At 35.9% G+C, this 15,915-nt stretch carries 12 protein-coding genes; 7 read left to right on the forward strand and 5 right to left on the reverse strand.

Going from position 1 to position 15,915, the window contains the following annotated elements; all coding sequences use genetic code 11:
• Nucleotides 1-23: 23 nt before the first annotated feature.
• The gene (locus tag BM201_RS12175; protein ID WP_092543022.1) at nt 24-1,535 is read left to right on the forward strand and encodes an OmpP1/FadL family transporter; all 1,512 of its coding nucleotides are present in this window, start codon (nt 24-26) and stop codon (nt 1,533-1,535) included.
• Between the two features lie 82 nt (nt 1,536-1,617).
• Here the strand turns inward: BM201_RS12175 and BM201_RS12180 are convergent, their stop codons facing one another.
• Nucleotides 1,618-3,462: a T9SS type B sorting domain-containing protein gene (locus BM201_RS12180; RefSeq protein WP_092543024.1), complete on the reverse strand. Its 1,845-nt coding sequence runs from the start codon at nt 3,460-3,462 to the stop codon at nt 1,618-1,620.
• A gap of 135 nt (nt 3,463-3,597) precedes the next feature.
• On the opposite strand from BM201_RS12180, the gene folE reads away from it, so the two are divergent.
• The 5 genes from folE (at nt 3,598) to BM201_RS12205 (ending at nt 7,457) form a co-directional block, all read left to right on the forward strand.
• Nucleotides 3,598-4,275, forward strand: coding sequence for a GTP cyclohydrolase I FolE (gene folE / locus BM201_RS12185; RefSeq protein ID WP_092543026.1), 678 nt, complete (start codon nt 3,598-3,600; stop codon nt 4,273-4,275).
• A 30-nt stretch (nt 4,276-4,305) separates the two neighbouring features.
• Nucleotides 4,306-5,790: a cysteine--tRNA ligase gene (gene cysS / locus BM201_RS12190; RefSeq protein WP_092543028.1), complete on the forward strand. Its 1,485-nt coding sequence runs from the start codon at nt 4,306-4,308 to the stop codon at nt 5,788-5,790.
• Nucleotides 5,791-5,817: 27 nt separating this feature from the next.
• Complete coding sequence (gene yidD, locus BM201_RS12195; protein WP_092543030.1) at nt 5,818-6,042, forward strand: membrane protein insertion efficiency factor YidD; 225 nt, start codon at nt 5,818-5,820, stop codon at nt 6,040-6,042.
• A gap of 102 nt (nt 6,043-6,144) precedes the next feature.
• Entirely contained in the window at nt 6,145-6,975 is an 831-nt protein-coding gene (gene lgt, locus BM201_RS12200; RefSeq protein ID WP_092543032.1) for a prolipoprotein diacylglyceryl transferase, read from the forward strand.
• Nucleotides 6,975-7,457 (forward strand): DUF192 domain-containing protein, encoded by a 483-nt coding sequence (locus BM201_RS12205; RefSeq protein ID WP_394333745.1) that lies wholly within the window; start codon nt 6,975-6,977, stop codon nt 7,455-7,457. Before lgt ends, BM201_RS12205 begins: the two co-directional genes overlap by 1 nt.
• Before the next feature lie 425 nt (nt 7,458-7,882).
• Here the strand turns inward: BM201_RS12205 and secDF are convergent, their stop codons facing one another.
• The 3 genes from secDF to gyrB all read right to left on the reverse strand — a co-directional run bounded on the left by secDF (nt 7,883) and on the right by gyrB (nt 14,095).
• Nucleotides 7,883-10,873 carry a protein translocase subunit SecDF gene (secDF, locus tag BM201_RS12210; protein WP_092543034.1) on the reverse strand — a complete coding sequence of 997 codons (2,991 nt, stop codon included), beginning with the start codon at nt 10,871-10,873 and terminating at the stop codon, nt 7,883-7,885.
• Between the two features lie 162 nt (nt 10,874-11,035).
• The gene (gene mdh / locus BM201_RS12215) at nt 11,036-11,962 is read right to left on the reverse strand and encodes a malate dehydrogenase (protein ID WP_092543036.1); all 927 of its coding nucleotides are present in this window, start codon (nt 11,960-11,962) and stop codon (nt 11,036-11,038) included.
• Nucleotides 11,963-12,154: 192 nt separating this feature from the next.
• Complete coding sequence (gene gyrB / locus BM201_RS12220; protein WP_092543038.1) at nt 12,155-14,095, reverse strand: DNA topoisomerase (ATP-hydrolyzing) subunit B; 1,941 nt, start codon at nt 14,093-14,095, stop codon at nt 12,155-12,157.
• Between the two features lie 472 nt (nt 14,096-14,567).
• Here gyrB and BM201_RS12225 point away from each other — a divergent pair, with 472 nt between their 5' ends.
• On the forward strand, nt 14,568-15,125 hold the full coding sequence (locus BM201_RS12225) for a DUF2911 domain-containing protein (RefSeq protein WP_092543040.1): 558 nt from the start codon (nt 14,568-14,570) through the stop codon (nt 15,123-15,125).
• 50 nt (nt 15,126-15,175) lie between these two features.
• Here BM201_RS12225 and BM201_RS12230 read toward each other — a convergent pair whose 3' ends face one another.
• A complete protein-coding gene (locus BM201_RS12230) occupies nt 15,176-15,808 on the reverse strand; it encodes a 7-carboxy-7-deazaguanine synthase QueE (RefSeq protein WP_092543042.1) in 633 nt (210 codons plus the stop codon).
• Nucleotides 15,809-15,915: the final 107 nt, after the last annotated feature.

Raw genomic sequence — 15,915 nt, forward strand, 5'->3', positions numbered from 1 at the left:
AATTTGAATATAACACCTAGATTATGAAAAAGATTTTAACTTTAACTACACTGACATTTTTATGTTTCTGCAATCTGAATGCTCAGGATATAACCGATGCTTTTAGATATTCGAATACGGATCTTAAAGGTACAGCAAGATTCCAGGCAATGAGTGGTGCTTTTGGCGCTCTTGGTGGAGATATTTCTGCCATAGGAATAAACCCGGCAAGTTCGGCCGTATTTTTAAATAGTGCAGCTACCCTAACATTTTCTGATGCTTCAAAGGAGAATACAACTTCATATTTTAATGGTATCACCAATTCAGAAAATGATGATTTTAACTTGAATCAGGCTGGTGTTGCTTTAATTTTCAATTCAAATGGTGATAGTGAATTCACAAAATTTAGTTTTGGGGTAAATTATTCCGAAGAAAATAATTTTGAAGACGCCTTTAGAGCAGACGGTACCAGCAACAGTTCTATCGATTCTTACTTCCTAAACTATGCACAGGGTGTTCCTTTAGATCTATTAATTCCCTACGACGATGAAACCATTGACGGCCTTTACTCTTATCTTGGAGAAAATGAAGGTTTTGGTGCTCAGCAGGCCTTTTTAGGATATCAGGGATATATCATAGAACCAGAAAGTGAAGATCTAGATAATACAAGCTATTATTCCTTATTATCACCGGGACAATTTCAGAATGATTACAATTATATATCTACCGGACTAAACGGTAAGATTTCATTTAACTTTGCTGCGGAATTCCAAAAGAAACTATACCTGGGTGTAAACCTGAATAGCCACTTCATAAATTACGATCGTACGACTCGTTATTTTGAAAGAAACATTAATAGCGGAAGCGAAACAAATGAAATTTCATTTATAAATTCCCTCAGTACAAATGGTGATGGTTTTTCTGCCCAAATAGGGGGTATTTATAAAATTACAGACCAGTTTAGAATTGGAGCAACTTATGATTCTCCTACCTGGTACAATATAAGAGAAGAAGCAACTCAATCTTTACGTACGTATAGCGACCTTTATGATGATAGTGTAATCGTAAATCCAGATGTAGTTAATGTTTATCCTGAATACACCTTAAGGACACCAGGTAAAATTACCGGTAGTGCGGCAATAGTTCTTGGTGGACAAGGTTTAATTAGTGTAGATTACAGTTATAAAGACTTTTCGAATACCGAATTTCAACCAGCAGATGATGCAGAGTTTATGGTGCAAAACAATATTATTTCTGAAAACCTAAAAGCAGCTTCTAGCGTAAAAATTGGTGGAGAATATAGAATTAACAACTGGAGTTTAAGAGGAGGTTATCGTTATGATGAAAGTCCTTACGAAGATGGTGTTACTATGAGTGATCTTGATGGATATTCTGCAGGTATCGGCTATAGTTTTGGTGCATTTAAAATTGATGCCGCTTATACTAATACACAATATTCCGAAAGTATAGCGCTTTACCAGGTTGGTTTAACCAATAGAGCGACTATAGACAGAGAATTTTCAAGCTTAGTATTTTCAATAAGTTTTGGACTATAATATTAAAATCTCAATTATCGAGTAAATCTCGCGATTTACAAGAAAGCCTAATATGCGAAAATCTTCGTTTTATTAGGCTTTTTTATTTCATAAGACTAAAGTGAGAACTAAAGTTATGCCTACTGCTAGAATTAAAGTTCACATATTCTAAATTAAACCAATAATCATCTTCAGGTAAAAGCTCTCCATTCACCGTTCCATCCCAACCTGTACCTTCTGGATCAAGTTCTTTTACAAACACACCATTACGATCAAAAATCCGAATTCGAAGTACTTTATAATCTGCATTTTGTGTTATTCGCCATTGGTCGTTAAATCCATCTCCATTTGGAGTGAAGAAAGCATCATATCCAATCACGGTAAATTCTTCGGTTAGGATTTCTCCACATCCGCCAGATTCCCTAATAGCTATCTTATGTAGTCCTCTAGAAATATTATTAAAAATAGTGGCACTTGTGAAATCTCCATCATCTAAACAATACTCGTAAGTAGAAGAATGTCCCGTGGTAGTTTCAGCAAGTACTTCTACATTCCAAGTATTTTCAAAATCACCTCTTAAAACATCGATTTTCATTGAAGAAGGTCCAGATAAATATTCTATCGTGGTAGAATAACTAATTTCGCACCCCGTAAACTCTTCGGTTAACACCAAAGTATAATTTGGGTTAGCAGATTCCTCAAATAAATAAAGATCATACTCTTCTGAAACCAATTTATCACCATTATACCATGCATATTGGTAACTTTTACCTAAATCTTCTCCCAAAACAAGCTCTTGTGCAAACAAGCCATCTCGATCTACACATACCTGATAATTTTCCTGGAAAATTGCCTGCGGAAAAGCTCTAAAATCTAATTGAATTTCAACCACATCTGAAGCACAGCCTGAAACAAGATTAACAATTCTTGCAAAAACTATTTTATCACCCTCGACATTATAAGAAGTTGGATCCTCGATCCTATTCCTCAATTCTACAGCATCCTGACTCTCGTAATATTCAACCTCATAAATATTTTGGTCATTTTCATCGATATTAGACGAAATAAGCTCATATTCTTTCTCGGTTAGATCTGCAACACCCTCCTGCTCACAAACAAAAATAGATTCAGCAGGCTCTTTTATCTTTGGCTTATCATAAAAAGAAACCTCTACACTATCTTCGCTTTCTCCATCTGCAGTTTCAATTTTCACTTGATAGTTCCCCGTTGCTGTCACTCTTAGCTCAGCATTAGTTTCACCCGAAATTATTACAAAATCACCTTGATTTTCATCGAAAACCAACCATTGATAGCTTAAAGCTTCTTGCGCTTCTGCATTTAAAGTAGTTTCATTTTCACCACATACTACACGATCGCTGCCCAAAACTCCGTTTAACACATTACAATCTGTAGAACCAGCATTAGCATCGTTATTGGTTTGTTGCAAATTGATGTATCCGGGTAGTTCGCTATAATTGGTAATTAGAAAAATATAAATTTCTCCTTCTTTCGCGTTGTTGATATTTGCGATTTCAACAGCTTCATCTGAATAAGAGCAGTCCACATGATTTTCTTCGGAAAGCGCATCGTCACTGCAGTAATCATCTGAAGCATTAAAAGGACCCCAAACCACAAAATCTACATCTAAAGCTTCTCCACTTCCATCTTCATTCTCACTTTGAGATATTAAAAATTCAAGATCCCCAGAATTTTCAATTTGAAGGTAGAACCAGGAAGGATATCTGGGAAATTCAACACAGCCATAATCAGGACCGCTTTCTCCAGCCACTACATCACTCACGAGCTGATTTGAATTTGGAAAAACGAACTCTCCATTTCCCGCACAAAAAGGTTGAATTTCAGAACAACGGGAACCCTGCGCACTAAGTGTTGTAACCAACAAAACCAGGCATCCAAAAAGACATATTTTTACTGTGTTTCCGCGCATTGCGCGGCAAATTATAAAAATATGTAACACAAAAATCTATTAATAGACAAGACGCAGGAAAATCAGTATTAAATGTATTAAATGTGTATCTTTGCAAGCTAAATGAATACTTTACGACTCATAGCGTAAAACGGCATGAAAATAGACAAAGTTTTGAATGAAATTGATGAAATGGGTGATGCACACGCCGGAAGTAGTGCAGAAACACCTATAAGAAAAGATGCTTTTGAAGTTAGTGACACAGATAAAATCGCACTAATAAGAGAAGATGTAGAACATATAATGCAAACACTTGGTTTAGACCTTAGTGACGACAGCCTTAAAGGCACGCCGCAACGTGTAGCAAAAATGTTTGTTAATGAGATCTTCTCTGGGCTAGACCCTAAAAGAAAGCCTAAAGCATCGGTTTTTGATAATAAATACAAATACGGTGAGATGCTTGTAGAAAAAAACATCACTGTTTATTCTACCTGTGAACACCACCTTCTTCCTATAGTTGGAAAAGCACATGTAGCTTACATTTCTAATGGCACTGTCGTAGGTTTATCTAAAATGAACCGTATCGTAGATTATTACGCTAAGAGACCACAGGTGCAAGAGCGAATGACGATGCAAATTGTACAGGAATTGCAAAAGGTTTTAGGAACAGATGATGTAGCATGTGTAGTAGACGCGAAGCATCTTTGTGTAAATAGCCGTGGAATTAGAGATATTGAAAGTAGTACAGTAACCAGCGAATTTGGAGGCGCTTTTAAAAAGAAAGAAGTTCGTAGAGAATTTTTGGACTACATTAAGCTAGATACTACATTTTAATTAAATTGCTTTCTTAAAACTACGCTCTTTATGGCGCTTTTCGAAGAACAACAGCTAAAAATTTACAATTCAATTTCTGGAGAGAAAGAAGTATTTAAACCTATAAATGATAGCCACGTAGGTATGTATGTTTGTGGACCTACCGTTTATAGCAATGTTCATCTTGGGAACTGCCGTACTTTTATTTCTTTCGACCTGGTTTTTAGATATCTTAAACATCTTGGTTATAAAGTAAGATACGTTCGTAATATTACCGATGCCGGTCATTTAGAAAATGATGCCGAAACCGGTGAAGACAGAATTGCAAAAAAGGCAAGACTAGAGCAAATCGAACCAATGGAAGTTGTGCAAAAATATACCGTAGATTTTCACAATATTCTTGAGAAATTTAACAACCTTCCACCAAGTATAGAGCCAACCGCAACTGGACATATTGTTGAGCAGATCGAGATCATTAAAACCATCATCGATAAAGGCTATGCTTATGAAGCTAATGGCTCAGTTTATTTTGACGTTTTAAAATATAACGAAGAAAAGCACTACGGAAGATTAAGCGGTAGAGCGATCGAAGATATGATCGCAAATACAAGAGAGCTTGCTGCACAAACTGATAAAAAGAATCCTCAGGATTTTGCTCTCTGGAAAAAAGCAGAACCAAAACATATAATGCGTTGGCCTTCACCTTGGAGTGATGGTTTCCCAGGATGGCATTTAGAATGCACTGTAATGAGCACTAAATATCTTGGAGAAGAATTCGATATTCACGGTGGCGGAATGGATCTTAAATTCCCACATCATGAATGCGAAATTGCTCAAGGCGAAGCAGCAACCGGTAAAGATCCGGTTCATTACTGGATGCATGCCAATATGCTTACGCTTAACGGCAAAAAAATGGCTAAAAGTACAGGCAACAATATTCTTCCTGAAGAACTTTTTAGCGGAAGAAACGAAGTTATAGGGAAAGCATTTTCGCCTAACGTTGCACGTTTCTTTATGCTACAGGCCCATTATCGTAGTATTTTAGATTTTTCTAAAGAAGCACTTAGCGCGAGTGAAAAAGGGTTTAATAGATTAATGGATGCTTATGCATCGATAGATGAATTACCAGAATCTTCAGAAAGCACTTTCAATCTAGCTGAATGGAAACAATCCTGCTACGATGCCATGAACGACGATTTTAACAGCCCTATCTTAATTGCAAAATTATTTGATGCTGTAAAATCTATAAATGCGATAAAAGATGAAACATTAAAAATTTCATCTAAAGACAAACTAGAGTTGAAGCAAGCTCTTCATGATTTCTTATTCGACATTCTAGGTTTACGCGATGGTGAAACCGCTTTAGATGATGATTTAGATAAACTTTCAGGAACAGTAGATCTTTTAATAAAACTTAGAGCTGAAGCAAGGAACAATCGTGATTTTGCTACAAGCGACAAAATTCGGGATCAATTACAAGAGCTCGGCATTCAGCTTAAAGACGGAAAAGACGGAACTACTTTTTCCATCAATTAAAAATAAATAATCAATAAATGGATAATTATGCTTAAGAAAATGCTTATTTATCCATTTATTGTTTTGGTTAAATTCTACCAAAATTTTATATCCCCTTTTACTCCTGCAACCTGCAGATATAGCCCAACCTGTTCTAATTACACACTCGAAGCTTTAAAAAAACATGGCCTTTTTAAAGGCGGATGGTTATCTATTAAACGTATTGCAAGTTGTAATCCATGGGGAGGAAGTGGCTACGATCCTGTTCCATAATCGGTCTGTAATTAATAGACCCTACTTAAGCGATTAAACTTCATTTTATAGGCGAAGTTTTATCAAATATGTATATTTACATTTCAACCGAAATTCACAATAATGCTTATTAACGCCATTAATTGGAGCCCTTCTGAAGGGATAGATTTAGGAATACTTACCATTCACTATTACAGCCTCATGTTTCTAATAGCATTTGGCTTGGGATGGTATATCATGAAAGCGATATACACTCGCGAAGGTATTGCTTTAGAAAAATTAGATTCGCTTTTTATATACACTGTTCTAGCAACCCTAATTGGTGCTCGTCTTGGACATGTTCTATTTTACGACTGGGACTATTTTCAACATCATTTATTAGAAATATTCTTACCTGTAAAATTTGAACCAGAATTCCAATTCACTGGCTTTAGAGGACTTGCCAGCCATGGGGCTGCGATAGGAATTATAACGGCAATGTACCTTTATAGAAAACGTGTTTTAGACAAGCCTGTTTTATGGATTTTAGACCGAATTGTTATTCCTGTGGCCAGTGGAGGTATTTTTGTACGAATAGGGAACTTTATGAATTCTGAAATTATTGGAAAACCTACCAAAAGCGATTACGGAGTAATTTTTCAGAATTTAGGAGAATCGTTCCCAAGACATCCCGCACAGCTTTATGAAAGTTTCTGCTATTTACTAATCTTCCTGTTATTGTATTACCTATACTGGAAAACCAATAAGCGATTCAAAATTGGATATATTTTCGGCTTATTTTTAGTATTACTTTGGACAGTAAGATTCTTTGTAGAATTTGTAAAAGAAGCCCAGGTAGAAGAACGTGCCACATGGTTATTAAATACCGGGCAATGGCTTAGTATTCCATTTATTATTGCAGGATTCTATTTTATGTACCGCCCACAGGCAAAACCTCAAAACACAGCAGAATAGTGATAAAACGATTCATATTTTTAGGATTAGCAGCAACCACCTTTTTCTTTAACTCCTGTAAAGATGACGAAGAAAAAGAAATTGAGCCTGAAAACATCGAATTTCGAGATGATGCAGATCTTTATTTAATTTCTAAGGAAGGTGATACTATTAATATGCTGGATATCGAAATTGCAGATGACGATTACTCTAGAGAAACTGGTTTAATGTACCGTGAATCTATGGAAGAAAACCAGGGAATGCTTTTTGTTTACAATCGAGAATCGATGCGTAACTTTTATATGAAAAACACCTACATTCCTTTAGATCTGGTTTTCTTTGATGCAGATAGCACGATAGTAAGCTTTCAAAAAGATGCACAGCCTTTAGATGAAAGTATTTTACCTTCGGAAGTTCCGGCACAGTTTATTTTAGAGATAAATGCAGGCTTGTCTGAACGTTGGAATTTGAAAACTGGTGATCGTTTTAGTGTTCCGCAATAAAATTGATATAATTTTATAAATATAAAATAAGGGCTAAAAACAGCTAATATTAGCTGTTTTTAGCCCTTATTTTTATATAGACTACTTTCACAAAGTTTTTCAATTTACAAAGATAAATATCTTCAATTTCAAATTGTTTTATGGCCGCATTAGGCGATATTATGTGTACTGAACGCTTTAATGAGAACTTTTGGTTTATAGTCTAATACTGAAGAATAAACTTGCAATACAATAAATAAAAAATATAAGCTAACAAATGCGATTTTAAATAGAATATAACACCTAAACTAACCTAAGTTAAACCTTCACCAAAAGATACGAATTTACCGTTCTCTACTAAAATCCAAAACGTACAAATTATAGATACCATAAAAAAAGCCTCGCAGACAATCTGCGAGGCTTTTTTCATATTTTAAAAGTTGAGATTAAGCCGTAGCTTCTTCTTCAACTTCTTTTTCTTTATCCTGAAGTGAAGATTTTTTCTTCACACTATCAAACATCACTGGTGTTGCTATGAAGATAGAAGAATACGTACCTACAACCACACCCACAATTAGCGCGAACATAAACCCTCTAATACTTTCTCCTCCAAAAATGAAGATCGCAAGTAATACTACCAAGGTAGTCAAAGAGGTATTTAAAGTACGGCTTAAAGTACTGTTTAATGCAGCATTTACTGTTTTACCAAGATCCCAGCTTGTATGCTCATTTACAAATTCTCTAATTCTATCGAACACAACCACTGTATCATTCAGCGAATAACCGATAACCGTCAATATCGCAGCTATAAATGCCTGATTAATTTCTAAACTAAATGGCATGAACTTATAAAGTAGTGAGAATACACCAAGAACGATTAAAACATCGTGGAATACTGCTGCAACGGCTCCTAAACTAAATTGCCATTTTCTAAATCTTAATAAGATATAAAGGAATACTACGATTAGAGAACCAAGCACTGCCCAAAAAGATGCAGCTTTAATATCTTCTGCAATAGTAGGACCTACTTTCATAGACTCCATAATTCCAACAGTTTTATCTGAAGAACCATTGATAAATTCATCTTCTGTAATATTAGCAGGAAGATAATCCTGAAGACTTTCAAATAATCCTTCCTGAATTTCTTCATCTACACCAGTACCTTCTTCATCTACTTTATAGTTAGTCGTAATTTTAAGCTGGTTATTAGGACCAAAAGTTTTAGCTTCTGCATTGCCAAATCTTTCCTCTAATACACCCTGAACTTCAGTAGGACTAACATCCTGATCGAATCTAACGGTGTAAGTACGACCTCCAACAAAATCGACACCTAAATTTAACTGCTGAGTGAATAAAGATCCTAAACTTACTACGATCAATATTCCTGAAATAATGTAAGCCACTTTTCTTTTTCCAAGGAAATCACTATTCATTCCTTTGAAAAGGTTTTTAGTAACCCCAGTTACAAACTCTAATGACTTACCATTTTTACCATAACCATCGATAAATAATCGAGTAATGAAAATTGCGGTAAATAAAGAAGTAGCAATACCTATTAATAAAGTAGTTGCAAAACCTTTAATTGGTCCTGTTCCTAAAATTAAAAGAATAAAACCTGTAAGACCTGTAGTAATATTCGCATCTAAGATAGAAGATAATGCATTACTAAATCCGTCTTTTATGGCTTCTGCCTGAGACTTTCCTTTAGCAAGCTCTTCTTTAATCCTTTCAAAAATAAGAACGTTCGCATCTACAGACATACCTATAGTTAATACAATACCGGCAATACCAGGCAATGTAAGTACAGCTCCAAGACCAGCTAAAACTCCGAAGATGAATAAAATGTTAACGATCAAAGCAACATCTGCAAAAACACCTGCTTTACCATAATAAAAGATCATCCAAAGAAGCACTAATACTAATGCAATAGCAAACGATAACATACCGCTATCGATCGCCTCTTGACCTAATGAAGGCCCTACGATCTCACTCTGAATGATTTCTGCTGAAGCAGGAAGTTTACCAGCTCTAAGAACATTAGCTAAATCCTTTCCTTCTTCGATACTAAAGTCTCCAGTAATCTCACTTCTACCTCCAGAAATTGCTCCGGTAGAAACACCAGGCGCAGAATACACCACGTTATCTAAAACGATAGCAATTTGAGTTTGATTATTAGAAGCATAACCTGTCATTTCTTCCCAGATCTTAGCTCCAGTTCCGTCCATTTGCATGGAAACCGCAACACGACCAACCTGATCGTAAGTTTGCTGTGCATCTGTAATTACACTTCCACTTAATGGAGGTTCGTTATCTCTATTCGATTTTAAAGCATATAATCCAGTAGCATTAGTCTCATCATCTGGCACACCCCAAACAAAATTAGCATAACGCTGCTCTGCAGGAAGAAGATTTCTTACCTGTGGCATTGCTAAATAATCGTTTACTTTAGCGGTATCCTGCACATTAAAATATGCTAAAACAGGACCTCCCTGTGCGCCTGGTCCAATTACCAGGTCAAATAATGGATTATTAGTTTGTACTGCGGTACTATCTTCAGCATCAGCTAAAAGATCGTCGATATCACTATCAGATTGTGCTGTAGTATCTTCAACTTCGGTTGCTTCCTCCTCTTCAGAAACAACATCTTTTAAAACCTGATTAGCCTGAGCTAAAAATCCTCCAAATTCGTTATTTTTAAATACGTGCCAGAATTCTAACTGAGCTGTACTCTGCAATAAATTCTGAATACGATTTACGTCCTTTGCTCCAGGAAGTTCTACTAAAATTCTCCCAGAATTCCCTAAACGCTGGATATTTGGCTGAGTTACACCAAATTTATCGATACGCTTACGTAATACTTCGAAAGCAGAAGTAATAGACTCATCTACTTTTCTTCTAATAATAGGCTTAACCTGATCATTAGACATATCGTAAGTAATATCGTCGCTTAAGGTCTTATTCGCGAAAATATCTGGAGAAGCTAATTTCGCATCTGGGATAGCATCAAATTTTTCAAAGAAAATATCGATAAAATCATCCTGACTTGTAACTGATTCCTCTCTAGCTTCGGTAAGTGCTTTATTAAATGCAGGGTCTTTAGAATCGTTGGCTAAACCTCTAATAATATCTTCTACAGAGATTTGTAAGATAACGTTGATCCCTCCTTTAAGGTCAAGACCTTTATTTAATTCTTTATCCTTAGCATCATTATAAGAGATACCGGCAATAATTTCTTCATTCCCAATAGAATCAAGATACTGCTGCTCTGCCTGATCTCTTAAATCTGAATAATTCTCTACACTCTCGTCAATCTTCTGAGCGGCAAATTCTTCTGCTTCACTTTCAACATTATTAGTTAAGTATGTAAACGACAGTTGGTAAATACATACTAAACCAAATAAAATTGCAAAAACTTTGATAAGTCCTTTATTCTGCATTATTCCTCAAATTATATTTTTATAGGTCTTTTTTAAAAACGGACAAATATAGCGTTTCAATAATGAAATCCCAATAATTTCTTTTTGAAAATTTTAACTTTTAAACATAAAAAAAAGCCACAAAAAATGTGGCTTTTTGCTTTATCATTAAGCTTTGAGAAATTACAACTCTAATAGACCATTAGTCTTTGTAACACCGGCTGCACTTTCCTGAATTTTTGCTTTTTCTGCATCGTTCAATTCGATTTCAACGATCTTCTCTAACCCATCTTTACCTATAACGGCTGGAACTCCTATAGAGATATCGCTTAAACCATATTCACCTTCTAAGAAAGCTGAACATGGGAAAATTTTCTTTTGATCACATGCTATTGCCTGAACTAATGCTGATACCGCAGCTCCTGGAGCGTACCATGCACTTGTTCCTAATAACTTGGTTAAGGTAGCACCTCCTACTTTCGTATCTTCAGAAACCTGGTTTAAACGATCTTCTGAAAGAAATGCTGAAACAGGGATACTATTACGAGTAGCCAATCTTGTTAAAGGTACCATACCTGTATCACTGTGACCACCAATTACCATTCCATCTACGTCAGAAATTGGAGCTTCTAAAGCTTCAGCTAATCTATACTTAAAACGAGCACTATCTAATGCACCACCCATTCCTATAATCTTATTCTTAGGAAGGCCAGTGGTTTTATGCACTAAATAAGTCATTGTATCCATTGGGTTACTTACCACAATTAAAGTAACATCTGGAGAGTGCTTAATAAGATTTCCAGCAACTTCTTTTACAATACCTGCATTTATACCGATAAGCTCTTCTCGAGTCATACCTGGCTTTCTTGGGATACCACTTGTAATTACCGCTACATCACTACCTGCAGTTTTAGAGTAGTCATTCGTACTCCCGGTAATCTTAGTGTCAAAACTATTTAAAGAAGCAGTTTGCATAAGGTCCATCGCTTTACCTTCAGCATATCCTTCTTTAATATCTAATAAAACAACTTCTGATGCGAAGTTCTTAATGGCAACGTATTCAGCGCAGCTAGCACCTACTGAACCAGCTCCTACTACTGTAACTTTCATTTTATGAATTTATCGATTAATAACTACTTCAAAAATACGAATAATGACAATGGATTACTAATAAAGACCGGTTAAATACTTGAAGACTATATGCTAATATTTAAAGAATTTACATTTCGAAAACTGCAGATTAATCAAAACAAAAAAGGCCTGGAAAATTCCAGACCTTTTTCATGAATATATTAATTAAGATTATGCATCAATATTAGCGTATTTCGCATTTTTCTCGATAAATTCTCTACGTGGCGGAACCTCATCTCCCATTAACATTGAGAATATACGATCTGCCTCTCCACTATTATCGATAGTAACTTGGCGTAATTTTCTACGTTCAGGATCCATTGTAGTGTCCCATAACTGTTCCGCATTCATCTCTCCAAGACCTTTGTATCGCTGAATTTGAATACCTCCACTATATTCTGCAGCGATCTCATCACGCTCTTCTTCATTCCAGGCGTAACGTTTCTTACTACCTTTCTTTACAAGATAAAGCGGTGGTGTTGCAATATAAATATGCCCTTGCTCGATAAGCTCTTTCATATACCTGAAGAAGAAGGTCAAAATGAGGGTTTCAATGTGACTACCATCAACATCCGCATCACACATAATTACGATTTTGTGATAACGTAGCTTAGATAGGTTTAAGGCTTTACTATCTTCTTCAGTTCCAATGGTAACACCAAGAGCCGTATAAATATTCTTAATTTCCTCGTTATCGAAAACACGATGAGACATCGCCTTTTCTACGTTAAGAATCTTACCTCTAAGCGGCAAAATAGCCTGAAAATTACGATCGCGTCCTTGCTTTGCTGTACCCCCTGCAGAATCTCCCTCTACAAGAAATACTTCACATTTTTCTGCATCCTGCTCTGAACAGTCTGATAATTTCCCAGGTAATCCCCCGATACTCATGGCTGTTTTACGCTGCACCATTTCGCGGGCTTTTTTCGCAGCGTTACGTGCCTGAGCAGCAAGAATTACTTTTTGAACAATAGTTTTGGCATCATTAGGATTTTCCTCAAGATAGTTTTCTAACATTTCTGAAACTGCCTGAGATACCGCTGAAGTCACTTCTCGGTTTCCTAATTTTGTTTTGGTTTGTCCTTCAAACTGAGGCTCTGCAACCTTTACAGAAATAATCGCAGTAAGACCTTCTCTAAAATCATCTCCTGTAACCTCAAATTTCACCTTTTCAAGCAAACCTGAAGCATCCGCATATTTCTTTAAGGTCGTAGTTAACCCTCTTCTAAAACCAGATAAATGCGTCCCCCCTTCGTGGGTATTAATATTATTTACGTAAGAATGAAGGTTTTCGTTAAAAGTATCGTTATAAACCATCGCTACCTCAACAGGGATACCATTCTTCTCACCTTCCATGCTAACTACTTCAGCAATAATAGGCTCTCTGGTACCGTCTAAGAAGCGAATAAACTCTTTAAGTCCTTCTTCAGAATGAAAAACTTCAGAAACAAACTCTCCCTTTTCGTCTTTCTCTCTTTTATCGGTAAGAACAATTTTTATACCTCTATTAAGAAACGCAAGCTCTCGCATACGTTTAGCCAAAGTCTCGTAACTATACTCTAAAGTTTGCTGAAATATAGATGGATCTGGCTTAAAAGTAACGATCGTACCACTAAGATCTGTTTCTCCAACAGGTTTTACAGGATACGAAGGTTTTCCTATTTCATATTCTTGTTCCCAGATTTGACCATCTCTGTAAACTGTAGCTTTTAAATGTGTAGACAAAGCGTTTACACAACTTACCCCTACACCGTGAAGACCTCCGGAAACTTTATAAGAATCTTTATCAAATTTACCTCCTGCACCAATTTTGGTCATCACAACCTCTAGTGCAGATACTCCTTCTTTTTTATGAAGATCGATAGGAATACCACGACCATTATCCTCTACAGTAATCGAATTATCTTCGTTTATGTCAACTTTAATAGAGTCACAATGTCCCGCTAAGGCCTCATCGATCGAGTTATCAACAACTTCATACACCAAATGGTGCAACCCTCTTACACCAGTATCTCCAATATACATCGAAGGTCGCATGCGAACATGCTCCATTCCTTCTAGCGCCTGTATACTATCCGCCGAATACTTTTTCCCTTTGGCTTCTTCGCTCATATTATGTTAATTAAATTCGTCTCTTTTTGAATAACGAACAAATATAACAAAACGTTAATTTCTTTAAACCAATACCTGACTACAAAGCCTTTAAGTTATCAACAATTTGTGCAAAAAAAGCCCATGACACAACAGGAAAAATCCAAGCGTCACGGGCATAACAAACCACACGTTTACTTTAATATTTTATGGTTTCACAGTAAGATGAACTAAAATCCAAACAAATTCTTTAACTGTGACTTTAAAATTCTGACACAAATATGAAACAGAACTTACACTTATTAAACACTATAGAGAATTTTAATTACAATTAAAAAGACAAAGGAATTAATTCAAAAATCCTATAAACTTAATTTTCAAGATTATCCAGATTCACTTTACCAATGTAACTTCCATAAATTTTAACAGGTTCTAAACATCATAATTTTATGTAGCTATTATATTTACTCGAAACATAAATGATAACAGTATTATGAAAAAACTATTGATATTGACGATGTTAGCTTTTGGGTTTAGCAATTCAAACAGTGTGATTGCTCAAACCCAAGGTCCTAATTTCGCTAAGATGGATGTTAGTCCAATGGATATTGCTTTGTATCGCAATGATAACAACGAGCCTATCGCTAGGGTAATCTATAGTAGACCACAACGAAGAGATCGTGAAGTTTTTGGAAAGTTAGTACCTTATGGTGAAGTTTGGAGAACTGGTGCCAATGAAGCAACAGAAGTAACCTTCTATAAAAATGTTGAGATCGCTGGAGCAAAAGTAGATGCTGGGACCTACACTTTATACTCTATCCCAGAAGAAAAAGAATGGACAATCATTTTAAATAGAAAAACACTTACATGGGGAGCTTACGAGTATAGTGAAAAACTAGACCTAGTAAGGGTAAATGTCCCTGTAAGATCTATGCAGAATGCTATAGATGCCTTATCTATGTCCTTTGAAAAAGACACTGAAAATAGTGCTAATCTACTTATCGGATGGGACAAGAAATATGTAAAAGTTCCAATTAAGGTAGCCAAATGAGACAGAATAATATTTCATGAAAAAAGCCGCCAATTTAGCGGCTTTTTTGTTTATGGTATATTTAAGTATTTATGTGTTTGCAAGGATACTTTCCATCTTGGATTCTTCATCACGTAATCTACGATAAGCGGAATCATCTTATCTCGGTTGCTCCATTCAGGTTGCATATACAAAATACAACCTTCACCAACCTGAGCAGCTTGTTCTTCAGCGAATTTAAAATCATGCTTATTAAAAATAATCACTTTCAATTCGTTTGCGATAGGATAAATATCTGGCTCGGGTAATTTTATTTTTTTAGGAGAAAGACAAATCCAATCCCAGGTTCCTGTTACAGGATAAGCACCAGAAGTTTCAATATGAATCTGGCATCCCTGCTTTTTAAGATTATCAGTAAGCGTAGTCATATCCCAGGTTAGCGGCTCTCCGCCGGTAACCACAATAGTTTTACTATACTTTACAGCCTTTTCTACAATTTCACCCACATGTGTTGGCGGGTGCAAACCTGCATCCCAGCTCTCCTTAACATCACACCAGTGGCAACCTACATCACAACCGCCAATTCTAATAAAATAAGCAGCAGTCCCTTTATGAAATCCTTCGCCCTGAATGGTATAAAATTCTTCCATTAAAGGAAGCATTATACCTCTATCTACCAACTCCTGTGTTTCTTCTGTAATCATAGCCTGCAAAGATATGGAATCTTTAACTTTATGCTACAAGCTGTATCCATAAATCTAAAACGCATCTACAATCCTCCTATTAAAATTCAATAGAAATATTTAAAATA

It is taken from the genome of Zunongwangia mangrovi (assembly GCF_900112105.1).
Lineage (GTDB): Bacteria > Bacteroidota > Bacteroidia > Flavobacteriales > Flavobacteriaceae > Zunongwangia > Zunongwangia mangrovi.

Coding starts and splice junctions, on each gene's coding strand:
- secDF (WP_092543034.1), bottom strand. CDS start 10,873: ATGCAGAATAAAGGACTTATCAAAGTTTTTGCAATTTTATTTGGTTTA.
- BM201_RS12175 (WP_092543022.1), top strand. CDS start 24: ATGAAAAAGATTTTAACTTTAACTACACTGACATTTTTATGTTTCTGC.
- BM201_RS12180 (WP_092543024.1), bottom strand. CDS start 3,462: ATGCGCGGAAACACAGTAAAAATATGTCTTTTTGGATGCCTGGTTTTG.
- lgt (WP_092543032.1), top strand. CDS start 6,145: ATGCTTATTAACGCCATTAATTGGAGCCCTTCTGAAGGGATAGATTTA.
- mdh (WP_092543036.1), bottom strand. CDS start 11,962: ATGAAAGTTACAGTAGTAGGAGCTGGTTCAGTAGGTGCTAGCTGCGCT.
- BM201_RS12225 (WP_092543040.1), top strand. CDS start 14,568: ATGAAAAAACTATTGATATTGACGATGTTAGCTTTTGGGTTTAGCAAT.
- cysS (WP_092543028.1), top strand. CDS start 4,306: ATGGCGCTTTTCGAAGAACAACAGCTAAAAATTTACAATTCAATTTCT.
- gyrB (WP_092543038.1), bottom strand. CDS start 14,095: ATGAGCGAAGAAGCCAAAGGGAAAAAGTATTCGGCGGATAGTATACAG.
- folE (WP_092543026.1), top strand. CDS start 3,598: ATGAAAATAGACAAAGTTTTGAATGAAATTGATGAAATGGGTGATGCA.
- BM201_RS12230 (WP_092543042.1), bottom strand. CDS start 15,808: ATGATTACAGAAGAAACACAGGAGTTGGTAGATAGAGGTATAATGCTT.
- yidD (WP_092543030.1), top strand. CDS start 5,818: ATGCTTAAGAAAATGCTTATTTATCCATTTATTGTTTTGGTTAAATTC.